Source organism: Methylomonas sp. 2F7, from assembly GCF_057126975.1.
The window spans coordinates 2698333-2712679 of record NZ_CP195203.1 but is presented as its reverse complement, the minus strand read 5'-3'; the positions used below and the strand labels follow the sequence as shown (position 1 = coordinate 2712679).

Genomic DNA, 14347 nt, shown 5'->3' with positions numbered 1-14347 from the left:
ACGTAACGAAATCCTATCGGTTTAAACGAATAACAGCATGGTCTTGCCAAGTATGCTCAACAAAAGTGTCAGCTTAAGAGTCGCGAGTAATTTGGCCGGGCCGGCTTTTTCACACCAGTTCTGCCAAGCGGCTTCGCATGCTTGCACGGCCACGAGATAAGCTTTATACGACAAGTGCCAAACCACGGTACCGAGCAAAGTCAGACCGGTCCAAAACACAATGAACTCGGCTTGACGCGGCGTTACCCCAAACACATGTTCCAAAAAATGCTCGGCCAGCATTTCGACTACTTCGATCGCCAGATGCAGAATGTGCCATAGAAAGGGTAGCAAGGTGTCGCCAAAGTTATATAAGAATATCAGGGTCAAGATTGCCATGGCAGGCTTGTTTTCAAACAGCCAGCGCCCGGTATTAATGATGATTACTCTCAGCCAGTGTGCCAATGCGTAGGCTTTTTGCATGGTTCTCCTCCCTTTTAGAGTCTGCCGAAAAAGCCCCTTCTCACTATTCAGGGGAGAAGGGCGCATTCGTTATACGATGTCCTGATGACAAATATTGTACAAATAACCTAAATTCGCTCCACTCCGGACCGGTTTCCCTTTGTTATTAACCCGGCCCTGTTCACCGTTTGGGCTAAGCCTGATTTGGCGAGTCCTTCGACCAGCTTAGGACGAACGGTATTTCAGGGCCGGGCTAATCACATCAGCCGGTATTGCGCATACCTGCGGCAATCGCATTGATACTGCGCAACAAGGGTTTCATCCACGGACTGTCGGGGGCATTCTCGGTATTCATTTCCCGCAGTCGCCGGATCAAAAATACCTGGAGATAGTTTAGCGGGCCCAGATAGGCATCGCGGCGTTGCAATGATGCCGCCAAGGCCGGGTTTTCTGCGAGCAAGCGGTCGGCGTTGGCTATCTCCAATATCCACTCCACGCAGCGCTGATGTTCGCCGGCTATTAGGTTGTAAACACGTTTGCCGGTTTCCGGATCGTTGCACAATTGCGCGTATTCGCGGGCGATGTTCATGTCGGATTTACTTAATGCCATTTGCGCGTTGCTGAGCAGGTTGCGGAAAAACGGCCAGTCCCGATACATCCGGCGCAGCGTTTCCAAGCGCTCGGGTTTGCCGGCGCACCAGCTGGCCAAGCTGAAACCGATGCCGTACCAAGCCGGAAACGTCTGCCGCGATTGCGCCCAGGCGAATACCCAGGCTATCGCCCGCACCGAGTTTTTCGAGCGATCCAGTTTTTTGCGGTGCGAAGGCCGCGAACCGATGTTCAAGCCGCCGATTTCGCCGACTGGGGTGGCTTCGTAGAAATAATCCAAAAAGCCGGGTGTGCGTTCGGTCAGGTCGCGGTAGCTTTGCTCGCCGATCCGCGCCAACTCGTCCATCACTGCCAAATCCTCTGGGTGGTCCGCCGGCACGGTTTGCACCAGGCTGACGCTGGCCTTCAGCAAGCCGGTAACGCCCATGGTCAATTCGTAGACCGCCGTCTCCATATTGTTATACCGATAAAACAGCACTTCGCCTTGCTCGGTAAATTTGATCTGGCCGCGCACGGTATCGGGCGGCTGGGCCAGAATCGCTTCGTGAGTTGGGCCGCCACCGCGCCCGACGGTGCCACCGCGGCCATGAAATAAGCGGCATTTCAAACCGTAACGCTCGCTGATCGCAATAATTTGCCGCTGCGCGCGCGACAAGCCCCAAGCCGATGCCAGGATACCGCCGTCCTTGCAGGAGTCCGAATAGCCGAGCATGATTTCCTGGCGGTCATCGCTGACTCGCAACAGCTCACGGTAGCAGGCGGTATCGAACAATTGTGTCAACACGTCGGAAATGCGGTTTAAATCGTCTATGGTTTCGAACAAGGGGCTGACGCCGATATGGCAATGCCAATGCCCGCCAATTTTGCCGACCAAGCCGGCTTGTGCAGCCAGCAGCAAGACTTCCAAGACATGGCTGGCCGAATGAGTCATGGAAATCACATATTTACCAAAGCAATTCGGGCCTATTTCCCGGCGCATTTTCGCCATCACCGTAAACAACTCCAGCGTTTCGCGGTTGGCCGGTGTCAGCGCAGCGGCGTCGAACATCAAGCCACCCGGTGCGGCGATAGCCTCGGCTAACAATGCGATGCGTTGTGCTTCGTCCAGCGCCAGATAGTCAATATTCAATGCTGCCGCCAGGATTTCCGCGACCGCTTCACTGTGGCGAGTCGATTCTTGTCGGACATCGAGTTGCATCAAGTGAAAGTCAAACACGTCTGCCAAGCGAATCAGATCGGCTAATTCAAGATCGGCGATATTGGCGTCGCCGTGGCTGCGCAAGGATGCATCGATCAAGCGCAGATCTTGTAAAAACTCGGCGACGCTGGCATAGGCATGGCGATTGGCTTGTTCCGGTTGGCCCTGTAACTGTTGTTGCACGCGTTGCAAGGTGGATTGCATCCGATATTTCATCAATATCAGTTTGTGCCGGTAAGGTTCCTGCAAATACGGTTTTTCCAAGTCCGCGACCGCCGCGCCCAACATGGCGCGGTCGGCGTGCAGGCTGTCGATAAATTCCGGCGCCAAGTCACAAAGGCCGTAAGAATGCGACAACTGGCCGCGCAGTTGATCCAGGCGGGCAAGATATTCCTGCATGATGGTTTGCGCCTGCATGCGTAAGGCCAGCTCGGTGGTTTCCGGTTTGACATTCGGATTGCCGTCGCGGTCGCCGCCTATCCAGGAACCAAACCGTAGGAAGCTGGGGATGCGGATTTGGCCGGCAACGTCGGCACCAAACACATCGCTAAGCGCACGTTGCAAGTTCCGGTAAACCAAGGTGGTGGCCTGAAATAGCGATAGCGAAAAATAAAACAAACCGGCGTCGATTTCGTCGGCCACGCCCAGTTTACGGGCGCGCACTTCGTCGGTTTTTAACAGCAATTGAATCTGTGCTTGCAGCTTGTCCAGGGCCTCGCTGCGCTGTTGGCTGCGTAAGCGTGGATCGTCCAAGGCCTCCTGGCTGAGAAAGACATTGCGCAAAGCGCTTTTGACCGTGCGGCGTTTGGCTTCGGTGGGATGAGCGGTCATCACCGGCAAATACAGCATCTCGTCCAGTAAAACCTGTAATTTATCGGCACTGACGCCGCTATCGCGCAATTTGATCAGTGTGTCGTGAAACGAGCCGGGCCAGTAGCGACCGGTCTGGTTTTGTCTGCGCAAATTCAGATTGTGCGATTCTTCGGCGATGTTGATCAGGCTGAAATAGCCGTTAAACACCCGCACCACTTCGCCTATTTCTTCCGCATCCAAGTCTTCCAGAATCTCCATGAACTGGCGGCGGCGGTTGGCGCTGCCTTCTCGGAGCAAGCTGGCAAACTTGCGTTGCAACTGCGCGACGGCGGTAGCGACTTCCGGCTTGGCTTGTGCGGTGAGCACTTTAGTCAATATCGAACCGAGCAGGCGTATCGAACTGCGTAATTCTTTGTCGTCGCAGTGGGCATCGGCCAGGCGATCACTGAGGATTTGGCTGGCGCTGAGGTTATCCAGTTCGAACGCTGACTTGTCGTACTCCGCTGCCGCGGATCCGGTGCTTGGAGCAGTGTCTTCGCCGTGCAGGGCTTTTAGCTTTTGCATGTTCAGTTCTCAGGTTAGGTTACGGTTGCGTCATAGCCTAGCGCAGCATTTTGATATTGTTAAATAGAATGTTTAGAATAAATTCATCGTAAATATCTATACATTGAGTGCTGTGGAACGTATCAACTACCAACATTTGTTTTATTTCTGGAATGTCGCACGGGAAGAAAGCATTACTCGCGCTTGCGAGAAACTGCATTTGGCGCAACCGACCATCAGCGGCCAATTAGCTGTGCTGGAACAGCAAATCGGCGAAAAATTATTTTATAAACAAGGCCGTAAACTAGTACTCACCGACACTGGCCGAGTGGTATTTAATTATGCGGAAGAAATTTTTTCGCTGGGTAGAGAACTCAGCAATACCTTGAAGGGCCGACCAACCGGAAGGGCTCTGCGTCTGGTGGTGGGGGTGGCGGACGCACTACCGAAGATGGTGGTTTACCGCTTACTGGCGCCGGCTTTTCGCTTACCGGAACCGGTGCAGGTTCTTTGTTACGAGGACAAAACCGAGCGGCTTTTGAGCGAGATGGCCATGCAAGGGATGGATATAGTTTTGTCCGATGCGCCACTGACACCGACCAGTGGCGCCAAAGCGTTTAACCACCTGCTCGGCGAATGCGGGGTGACCGTTTTTGGCGCGCCGGCTTTGGCCGCGACCTATAGTCAAAATTTCCCGCGCTGCTTGAGCGGCGCGCCGTTCTTGCTGCCGACCGCCAATACGTCGTTGCGGCGTTCGCTGGATCAATGGTTCGACGCCGAAAGCATTAGCCCGGCTATCCAGGCCGAAATTGAAGACAGCGCGTTAATTAAAACCTTCGGTAGCGGCGGAGTGGGATTGTTTGTCGCCCCGAGTAATGTCGAAGCGGAAATCCAAAGCCAGTACGGTGTGCAGGCCATCGGCCGCATCGACTCGGTACATGAGCGCTTCTATGCCATCACCATGCGCCGTAAACTTAAGCATCCGGCCGTGACAGCGATTCTGGAAAATGCGCGGGATAAATTGTTTCCCGCATAATATGCCGAGCGATTTTGGTTTGAGAGGAGAGCGGTATAGCTGCTATCGGTCAGCGTCACGCTATCAAAGCTTTGAATCCATCCCCTCCAATTCGTAATCACTGAGTTAGCTACTGCCGTGTTAGCGCTAACAATGTGTTACCCTGCATAAACAGTCTCCCGTTTCCGGGTAACTCCGCGAGTGCCTTTTCGGCCTGCATGCCTCTTTTCAGGAAGCGTTGTGCCCTTCGATCAGAACCTTTTCCTGATGCACAACCTTGTCGCTGTAACCCTCAATGTCAGATTATCGTGTCAAATTCGAGACCGTCACCGTTGCCGGTTTCGATTACGTGATTCGTTCTTTAGCCGATTTGCAGCAATATGCCGATCCGTTCGGCGAGGCTGAGCTGGCCGGGATTTCGTCCGCCAGTTGGTCGCTGTTCGGCAAGGTTTGGCCGTCCGCGCGGGTGCTGGCTTTGGCTATGCATAGTGTCGATTTGGTGGGGAAGCGCGTCCTGGAAATCGGCGCGGGTTTGGGGTTGGCCAGTCTGGTGATTCACCGGCGGGCTGGCGATATTACGGTCAGCGACTGGCATCCTTTGAGCGAGACGTTTCTTAACGAAAATCTGCTGCTAAATAAACTGGGGCCGTTGCAATATAAAACTGGCAATTGGGAAATCGGCAATCCGGGCTTGGGTCAGTTTGATCTGATTATCGGCAGCGATGTGCTTTACGAACGCCAGCAGCCCGAGCAGTTGGCTAAATTCATCGACCGGCACGCCGCGCCGAATGCACAAATCATTATTGTCGATCCTGATCGCGGCAATCGTGTGGGATTTTGTCGGGAAATGACGGCTTTGGGCTATGGCTGCACCAGCCGGATTGCCGAACGTCTGACTGAAAACGGCGAGCATTACAAAGGCCGATTTCTGACCTTCAGCCAAGTGGTCGTTGGGGAAGCGGCATGACCGGGCGCGATAACGCCTTGTGGTTGCAGTTTTGGCGCGACCGGCGTACCGATTTTCATCAGATTGCTGTCAATAGTTTGCTGGCGCAATTCTGGCCGAGCCTGAACGCGGCCCCAGGCAGCCGGGTATTCGTACCTTTGTGCGGCAAGAGTCTGGATATGCTTTGGCTGGTCGAGCAAGGGCATCAGGTCATCGGTGTCGAATTGAGCGAAGTAGCGGTAAAGGCCTTTTTTAAAGAAAACCGCCTGCGGCCGGTGCGGCGGCGTTTGGGTAAATTTACGCTGTGGCGTAGCGGCAGATTAAGTATTTTGTGCGGTGATTATTTTGCGTTGAGCGCCGCCGAATTAGGGAAAATCGATACCGTTTACGACCGGGCGGCCTTAACCGCATTGCCCGAAGATATTCGCGGGCAATATGTGTCGCAGCTGCGACGCATCGTGCCGGAGACCGCGACTATCTTGCTGTTGACTGCGGAGGACCTTGAGCTGGAATGTGTTAGCGATGAGACTGACGATGTTTCCGACGAAATCATCGCGTTATACGGCAAGGACTTTGTGATCGAACTCAGTCATGTGCAACGCATAGACGAGGCGGATTCGCAAGCGTTTGCGGCGGGTGAAGCCGGGCTGTACAAGGTTTATCACTTGTCCTGTAAAACACCGAACCAGACCTAATTTCGGTATATTGTCTGCGGCGCGATTGCTCATAAAACAGGGGACATCGCCGCTAGGTCTGGATACAATCCCGGCTGCTTCGTTAACGTGTGTCCATAGCGTTGCGAAATTCATAACCACAGTTTTTTTTACCCATAATTGCGAGCGCCTTGCTATCTTTGACCAGACTTTTGCCATGCGTAAGTCGGGTATAAAAATCGGTTGAGCAGGCATCATTCAAACCAAGCAAATCTCTTGAAAACAAAATTAGCTTTTTTAATTCTTTCCCTATTCGTGGCCTTGGAGTCCGGCGTGAGTGCAGAAGAAACAAACGATAATGTTGAAGCGCAGGTCCAGGCCTTATTGGCGCAAATGAGCCTGGAAGAAAAAGTCGGGCAGATGACCCAGATCGACTTCAGCGTGGTTTCGGTGGTCAACGGCGAGATTGCCGATAATCCCATCGATCAGGCCAAACTGGAAGATGCCATCTTGAACCGGCATATCGGTTCGATCCTGAATACGCCCACCACGCCGAATAACCAAACCCAGCCCATCGAAAAATGGCGGCGGATGACCCAGGCGATACGCGAAGTGGCGGCAAAAAGCCGGCTGAAAATTCCGGTGCTGTATGGTATCGACGCAATTCATGGCGCTACCTATACCGAAAACGCGGTGTTGTTTCCGCAAGCCATCAGCATGGCGGCCACGTTTAATCCCGATTTGGCTCTCAAAGAAGGCGAAGTGACCGCGCGCGAGGTTAAGGCGTCGGGTTTAGATTGGAATTTCATGCCGGTGATGGACATCGGCCGGCAACCGCTGTGGCCGCGCTTGTGGGAAACCTATGGCGAGGACGTACATCTGGCCGTGACGATGGGCAGTGCGTATATCCAAGGTCATCAAGGCGACAATTTTGCGGACGCCGACAAAGCGCCGACTTGCTTGAAGCATTATGTCGGCTATAGCTATCCCTTAAATGGCAAAGACCGCACCCCGGCCTGGATAGGCGAACGCGCCTTGCGCGAATATTTTCTGCCGGGTTTTGAAGCGGGCGTGAAAGCCGGATCACCGACAGTGATGATCAATTCTGCGGAAGTGGACGGTATTCCCGGTCACATCAATCATCATTACCTGAATACTATTTTGCGCGGCGAAATGGGTTTTAAAGGTTTTACCGTATCTGATTGGGCCGACATCAGCCGTTTGTATACCCGCGACAAACTGGCTGCCTCGCCGCGCGAAGCCGTGAAGATGGCGGTGATGGCCGGTGTGGATATGAGCATGGTGCCGTTTGATTATTCGTTTTACGACTTGTTGCTGGATTTAGCCAAAACCGGCGAAGTGCCGATGACTCGCATCGACGAAGCGGTGTCGCGCATATTGCGAGTTAAATATCAAAGCGGTTTGTTTGACAGACGCGAGCCGGCGCTGGCTGTAAAAGGCAATTTTGTCACTGATGACGCGGTAGCTGCGAATCGCCAAGCGGCGCGGGAAGCGATCATCCTGGCGAAAAACGATCAGCATATTCTGCCCTTGAGCAAGCAAGCCAGTATTCTGGTGACCGGACCGACTGCGAACTTGTTGAGCGTCATGAACGGCGGCTGGACCATCACCTGGCAGGGCGCTGCCGAACATTTGTATCCCAAAGATAAGCCCACCTTGTTACAAGCCCTGCAGAAAAAAACCAGCGGTAAAGTGACGTACGTGGGCGGCAAAAATTTCAGCGACGAAATTAATATCGAGCAGGCGGTGACTCAGGCGCGGCAGCACGATGTGGTGATTTTGGCGCTGGGCGAAAAAACCTATACCGAAACCGAGGGCAATATCGAATCCTTGCATCTCGATCCGGTGCAGTTGCAACTGGCCAGAGCCATATTTGAAATTGGCAAACCGGTGATATTAGTCACGTTCGGTGGCCGGCCGCGCATCATCACCGAAATAGCTAACAAGGCGCAGGCGGTGGTGTTGGGCTTTTTGCCGGGCATGGAAGGCGGGGCGGCGATGGCCGATATTTTGTTCGGCGATACCAATCCCAGCGGCAAATTGCCGATTTCCTATCCGCGCGATACCAACGATATCGTGATGTACGATCACAAGCCTATAGAGGCATTCGAGAGCAATCAGTATCGACCGCTGTATCCGTTCGGCCACGGTTTGAGTTACACCACGTTCCAGACCAGCGGTCTGCGTCTGAGCAAAGATAGCATTGCGATGGGCGAGAATATCGATCTGACGGTTAAGGTGAAAAATACCGGCGCGCTGACCGGCAAGGAAACCGTTATGGTGTATTTGCACGATGTCGCGGCGTCGGTGTCGCGGCCGGTGAAACAACTGAAGGCGTTTAAAAAGGTCGAGTTAAAACCCGGCGCGGAGCAGACCTTGCAATTTAGCTTAACGCCTCAGGATATGTCGTTTATCGGTGTGGATATGCGGCGCATCGTCGAGCCGGGCGAGTTTGAGGTGATGGTCGGAAACGAAGTCGCACGTTTCCAGGTTTCCAAACCCTAAATCAATTTGCGGGATTAACTCATGCCGGATCAACAAAACCAGGGTAAACCATCTTACGCGGGTTCGTTAAGCATTCTGACCTCGCTGTTTTTTATTTGGGGCTTTATCACTTGTCTTAACGACATCCTGATTCCGCAGTTAAAGGCGGTGTTTACGCTGAGCTATACCCAGGCGATGTTGATCCAGTTTTGTTTCTTCACCGCTTATTTTTTGATGTCGGTGCCCAGCGGTTTTCTGGTGGAAAAAATCGATTACAAGGGCGGTATCATCGTCGGTTTGGCGATTGCCGGTTGCGGTTGTTTACTGTTTTATCCGGCGGCGGGTCTGCATTCGTACCCTTTGTTTTTGGGGGCATTTTTTGTGCTGGCTTCCGGGATTACTTTGTTACAGGTTTCCGCTAATCCTTACGTGACCGTGCTGGGCGATCCCCATACCGCGTCCAGCCGCTTGACCTTGACCCAGGCCTTCAATTCCTTGGGCACCACGCTGGCGCCGTATTTTGGGGCGTTGTTTATCTTGTCGAATGCGGTTAAAAGTGCCGAGGAGATAAAACTGCTGGACGCTGAGCAATTGTCGGCTTATCAAGCGGCGGAAGCGGCGGCGGTGCAGAATCCGTATTTATTTCTGGCGGCAGTCTTGTTCTTAATGGCGGCAGTGTTTGCGATGCTGAAGTTGCCGAAGATTAATCAGCAAGCCGAGGCTGGTGGCGCGCACGAAGAGGGCGGCAGTGCCTGGCAGTATTCGCATTTGGTATTGGGCGCCGTGGCGATTTTTGTTTATGTTGGCGGTGAAGTGTCGATTGGCAGTTTTCTGGTTAACTTTCTCGGCGAGCCGGATATCGCCGGTTTGGCTGAGCAGGATGCCGGCAAATACGTGTCGTTTTACTGGGGTGGGGCGATGGTCGGCCGGTTTATCGGTTCGGCGGTGATGCAGAAAATCCATCCCGGCAAGGTGCTGGCGTTTAACGCCTTGGCCGCGGCAGCTTTGGTATTGGCGACGATGTTGGGCAGCGGCACACTGGCGATGATTACGATACTAGCGGTGGGTTTGTGCAACTCCATCATGTTTCCCACCATCTTTTCGCTGGCTTTAACCGGCTTGGGCGGGCACACCGGCCAAGGCTCCGGCATTCTCTGCGCCGCCATTGTTGGGGGGGCTATTTTACCCCTGCTGCAAGGCGCATTTGCCGATCATATTGGCATTCAGCACGCTTTTTTTATCCCTTTAACCTGCTACTTGTACATCGCCTTTTACGGTTATCGTTGCCGCCAGTTGTAATTAAACCTGCTCTTTAACCTTTCAAGAATTTTGCCCGGTTCGGCGACTGTATAATCAAGTTGGGGATAGCTGATAACGGAAGCTCACCATCCGTGCCACCCAGCTTCACTGCTTCCTTGGGCATGCCGTAGACCACGCAACTAGCCTCATCTTGGGCTATGCACAGCGCCCCTGTATCGTGCAATTCCTTCATGCCGTGTGCGCCATCGTCACCCATGCCGGTCATAATTACGCCCAGCACATTTTTGCCTGCCGCTTGCGCAGCGGAACGGAATAGCACGTCCACCGAGGGACGGTGGCGGCTCACTAGCGGGCCATCCTTGATTTCTACCCGGTATTGCGCACCGCTACGGCGCAACAACATGTGTTTGCCTCCTGGCGCGATCAAGGCCAGTCCGGGAATCACCCGGTCGTTTTGCTCGGCTTCCTTGACAGTGATCTGGCATAGGCTGTCCAGCCGTTTGGCGAATGCGGCGGTAAACGCCTCGGGCATGTGCTGGACGATGACGATACCCGGCGTGGTGCGGGGTAGCCGCGTCAACACGTATTCCAAAGCCTGGGTGCCGCCGGTTGAAGTGCCGATGGCGACGACGCGGTCGGTGGTTTCCGTCATCGAGATCAAGCTTGTTGGGGAAATCACTGCGTCGGCAGTTAATTTCGGGCTGCCATCCAGGGGCTTGCCGGTTGGGGCCGCCGATTTTTTTAGTCTGGCATGCGACGCACCTTTAATCGCATCGGCCAGCAGCGTTTTCGAGTCTTGCAGAAAGCCTTTCAGGTTAACGGTGGGTTTGGTGATGATGTCAACGGCGCCGGCACTCATGGCCTGCATCGTGACTTCCGCGCCTTTTGCAGTGAGCGTCGAGCATATCACCACCGGTGTCGGATGTTCATGCATCAGCTTCTTCAGGAACGTGATACCGTCCATGCGCGGCATTTCGATGTCCAGGATAATGACATCCGGCCAGTCTTTTTCCATGCGGGTCAAGGCAAAGATCGGATCCGGCGCGGCTCCAATTACTTTGATGCCCGGCAGGCTGTCGAGCAAGCCGGTCAAAACCTGCCGTACCACTGCAGAGTCGTCGACAATAAATACTTTTGTGTCTGTCATAGTGTCCTTTGGTTTGCCCGTTAATTGTCTTGGATTGTTTACCAAAATTCGGCACTGCTTCTGGATTTTTCATGTTCGTCGATATTTTTCTTCCAGTAGCGACGTTCTTCTTGTTCCAGTAACACTTCTTGGTTGTGGTCGATTTTTTTGATAAACACCGAATAGTCGCTACCGACGAAATGCACGTTTCTGCCGATATTGCCGCCTAGACAGGCACTAAGCATAGGAATGTTTTCTTTTTTTAAAAACTCTTTTATGAATAAAACATTCACATCGCCCACGGTTTGTTTGCGTTTTTTGTCTTCACGTAGCTTTAAAACATTGCCACCGCCGAAACATTTGGCTTGCAGATTGAGCCGGTTGGCGCCGAGCTTCATCATGTCGTTGATCAGTAATTCCATTGCATAAATGCCGTAACGGCCCTCTTCTGATTCGATGATAGGCATGTTGTTGGAGTGAGAACGATAAGCCAGCAAAAAATGATTCATACCGAATACCCGGTTGATTGGATCGTACAGGCAGGCTGCCACGCAAGAGCCCAACAGCGTCGAAATGACTTCCGGTTTGCGGGAGGCATAGAATTCCCCCGGGTCGATGACGATACGTTGGGTATCTCTGAAGGGCAGGACTTTCATGGTTTCCTGTATATCGAGGGTTTGATCATTTGTAACTGTTCGGTGACCCGATGCAGACTTTCCGAATGACTGATGATGAAATGCCCGCCAGGCTTTAGGGCGGTAATCAGCCGTTCGACTACCTGTTTTTTGGTGTCTTGGTCGAAATATATTAGAACGTTACGCAGAAAAATCACTTCGAACCTACCCAATGCTGGCGGCAGTGAACTCATCAGATTGACCTGATCAAATTTGACTCGGCTGCGCAGTTTGTTATCCACGCGAAAAAAACCTTCTTGGCTACGCACGCCCTTCAGACAATATTTTTCTAGCAGACGTTTGTCCATATGATCCAGTCTGTCCAGCGGGTATACGCCTTGACGGGCAATTTCCAGCACTCGGGTACTCAAATCGGAGCCGAAAATCTCCCAATTGCGTATGCCTAGGTTCTCCGCCAGTACCATCGCTAAAGTATAGGCTTCTTCTCCTGTCGAGCTGGCCGCACTCCAAACCCGAAATTGCTCGCCGCGCCAAGGTTTAAGAATCTGCTGCTGAAAGTATTCGAAATGTTTGGGTTCTCGAAAAAAATAGGTTTCATTGGTGGTCAGAATGTTGACCAGCGTTTGAAATTCATCAGGATAATCGGGGCTGATAGCCAGCTGATAGTATTCGCCGTAACTATGCAGCTGGTAATAGTCGAGCCTCTTGGCTAGCCGGCTGGCTACCATGACTTTCTTTTCCGGTGTCAAAGCGATGCCGGCATGGTCGTAAATCAGACGTCTGAAGCGTTCGAATTCTTCGGTCGTGATAGGGGCTATGCTAATAAAATCTTCTCCGTTAGTAAGGATTTACGAAGCAATTATGTCAGTAATTAATTACATGAATTGCTGAGAACTTAACATTAACGAAAAACCTAAGATGGTACTGGGTTGAATGCAAGTCTAAAACTCTCTACTATCCTTAACATACCCAAAACCCAAACGGAATTCCCATGCTTCGAAAACCTTATCCTATAGCCAAAAGCCCCGGTCCACTTGGTTTTTATCTGTTGACGGTCGGGCTGGGAGTGATAGGCGGATTGTTAGCGTGCGTGCAAACCGGTTTCAGTTTGATCAGCATGGGAGCCACCGCTGCGCTTGGCTTTGCCGGCGTTCTGGTCGGGTCTACTTTGTACAACAAGCAGCAAGCCGTGCTGAATGAAGCTAATAAGGCTTGGCGTGGCGACGAAGACTTAAAGCTGCAAGATCTTGAAGCATACGCGATCGAGTTGGAGCGTTTGTTTCTGCAAGTAGTGCCCATTCTGCTCAGACAAGTACAAACATCCAGAACGCATACCGAACAGGAAATCACCGTGCTGACCAGCCGCTTTGCCGCCATGGTCAATCAATTGGAGAGACTGATTTCCGGTGGGGCGCAGAGCCGTCAAGGCCGCAGTGTCGACGTGTTATTCAGCGAAACCAGGGATGCCTTGACTGCGGTTCTAAAAGTTTTAAGTCAAATTCAAGACGTTGAGCACGCGGTAGTCGACGAGGTTCGTAAACTGTCCGCGCATACCGGTCAACTGGACACCATGGCGCAGGAAGTGCGCAAGGTCGCCGAACAAATCAATTTATTAGCGCTTAATGCCGCTATCGAAGCGGCACGGGCAGGCGAAAATGGCCGCGGCTTTGCGGTTGTCGCCGATGAAGTCCGTAAACTGGCCGGTTTTTCGTCGTCTACCGGGGAAAAGATCAGCCACGCTATTGCCGATATCAACAAAGCCATGGCCTCCACCTTGAAAATGTCCGAGGCATCCGGGTCTTCGGACGACAAATCGATCCGCGATGCCGAACACGCCATCCGCACCGCACTGGATGATTTAAGGGTGGCCTTGGATATGTTCAGAAACGATGCGGACCAATTACGTGGCAACAGCGCGCAAATTCGTGATGAAATTTTCTCGGTGTTGACGGCGTTCCAGTTTCAGGATCGGGTCAGCCAAATGCTGTCGCATGTCGAACACAATCTAAACAGCCTGCAAAGCGCGGTGGACGCTACGCGTAATAGCGGCGAACGCCAAGCGAATAGTCTGGATGTCGGGGCAACTTTGGCTCGAATGGAGCTCAGTTACACGATGCCGGAAGAATTATTGAATCACTCTTCCGGGACGGCAGTGAGTCACCAAAGTACTTCCGCCAACGACGAGATTACATTTTTCTAAATTTAATGAAGGATTGAGTAATGGCTAAAACCATCATGATTGTTGATGATTCGGCATCCATCCGGCAGGTTGTCGGTATTGCCCTTAAAGGCGCGGGTTACGATGTGATCGAGGCCTGCGATGGCCGGGATGCGCTGAGTAAATTAACCGGGCAAAAAATCAATCTGATCATCACCGATGTGAATATGCCGAATATGGACGGCATAACCTTTGTTACGGAAGCCAAAAAATTAGCGGCTTACAAATTCACTCCGATGATGATGCTGACTACTGAAGCCGCCGACGATAAAAAGCAGGCTGGCAAGGCGGCAGGGGCGAAAGCCTGGCTGACCAAACCGTTTCAGGCCCCCACTTTACTCGACGCGGTGTCCAAATTGGTGTTGCCTTAAAAACAACTCCGCCG

The 14347-nt window shown here is 52.6% G+C and carries 12 protein-coding genes; 7 read left to right on the top strand and 5 right to left on the bottom strand.

Going from position 1 to position 14347, the window contains the following annotated elements:
* Positions 1-21 precede the first annotated feature (21 nt).
* Positions 22-462, bottom strand: coding sequence for a hypothetical protein (locus ACR64Q_RS12040; protein ID WP_313734958.1), 441 nt, complete (start codon positions 460-462; stop codon positions 22-24).
* A 241-nt stretch (positions 463-703) separates the two neighbouring features.
* Positions 704-3625, bottom strand: a complete 2922-nt coding sequence (gene ppc, locus ACR64Q_RS12035; RefSeq protein WP_313734957.1) for a phosphoenolpyruvate carboxylase — start codon at positions 3623-3625, stop codon at positions 704-706.
* A 112-nt stretch (positions 3626-3737) separates the two neighbouring features.
* Between ppc and nhaR the strand changes: the two genes are divergently transcribed.
* The 5 genes from nhaR to fucP all read left to right on the top strand — a co-directional run bounded on the left by nhaR (position 3738) and on the right by fucP (position 10022).
* Complete coding sequence (gene nhaR, locus ACR64Q_RS12030) at positions 3738-4640, top strand: transcriptional activator NhaR (RefSeq protein ID WP_313735079.1); 903 nt, start codon at positions 3738-3740, stop codon at positions 4638-4640.
* A gap of 274 nt (positions 4641-4914) precedes the next feature.
* Positions 4915-5586, top strand: coding sequence for a class I SAM-dependent methyltransferase (locus ACR64Q_RS12025; RefSeq protein ID WP_313734956.1), 672 nt, complete (start codon positions 4915-4917; stop codon positions 5584-5586).
* Positions 5583-6260: a thiopurine S-methyltransferase gene (locus ACR64Q_RS12020; protein WP_313734954.1), complete on the top strand. Its 678-nt coding sequence runs from the start codon at positions 5583-5585 to the stop codon at positions 6258-6260. Before ACR64Q_RS12025 ends, ACR64Q_RS12020 begins: the two co-directional genes overlap by 4 nt.
* Positions 6261-6551: 291 nt before the next feature.
* Positions 6552-8744 (top strand): glycoside hydrolase family 3 N-terminal domain-containing protein, encoded by a 2193-nt coding sequence (locus ACR64Q_RS12015; protein WP_313734952.1) that lies wholly within the window; start codon positions 6552-6554, stop codon positions 8742-8744.
* A gap of 21 nt (positions 8745-8765) precedes the next feature.
* Positions 8766-10022, top strand: a complete 1257-nt coding sequence (gene fucP / locus ACR64Q_RS12010) for an L-fucose:H+ symporter permease (RefSeq protein WP_313734950.1) — start codon at positions 8766-8768, stop codon at positions 10020-10022.
* A gap of 13 nt (positions 10023-10035) precedes the next feature.
* Here fucP and ACR64Q_RS12005 read toward each other — a convergent pair whose 3' ends face one another.
* From ACR64Q_RS12005 to ACR64Q_RS11995, 3 genes are read right to left on the bottom strand one after another with little or no spacing between them, the layout of a single operon-like run.
* Positions 10036-11130, bottom strand: coding sequence for a protein-glutamate methylesterase/protein-glutamine glutaminase (locus ACR64Q_RS12005; RefSeq protein ID WP_020481519.1), 1095 nt, complete (start codon positions 11128-11130; stop codon positions 10036-10038).
* Between the two features lie 38 nt (positions 11131-11168).
* Positions 11169-11765: a chemotaxis protein CheD gene (locus ACR64Q_RS12000; protein WP_313734949.1), complete on the bottom strand. Its 597-nt coding sequence runs from the start codon at positions 11763-11765 to the stop codon at positions 11169-11171.
* Positions 11762-12553 carry a CheR family methyltransferase gene (locus ACR64Q_RS11995; protein ID WP_313735078.1) on the bottom strand — a complete coding sequence of 264 codons (792 nt, stop codon included), beginning with the start codon at positions 12551-12553 and terminating at the stop codon, positions 11762-11764. Before ACR64Q_RS11995 ends, ACR64Q_RS12000 begins: the two co-directional genes overlap by 4 nt.
* Before the next feature lie 182 nt (positions 12554-12735).
* Here ACR64Q_RS11995 and ACR64Q_RS11990 point away from each other — a divergent pair, with 182 nt between their 5' ends.
* Entirely contained in the window at positions 12736-13944 is a 1209-nt protein-coding gene (locus tag ACR64Q_RS11990) for a methyl-accepting chemotaxis protein (RefSeq protein WP_026601071.1), read from the top strand.
* Between the two features lie 20 nt (positions 13945-13964).
* Positions 13965-14333 carry a response regulator gene (locus tag ACR64Q_RS11985; protein ID WP_026601070.1) on the top strand — a complete coding sequence of 123 codons (369 nt, stop codon included), beginning with the start codon at positions 13965-13967 and terminating at the stop codon, positions 14331-14333.
* Positions 14334-14347: the final 14 nt, after the last annotated feature.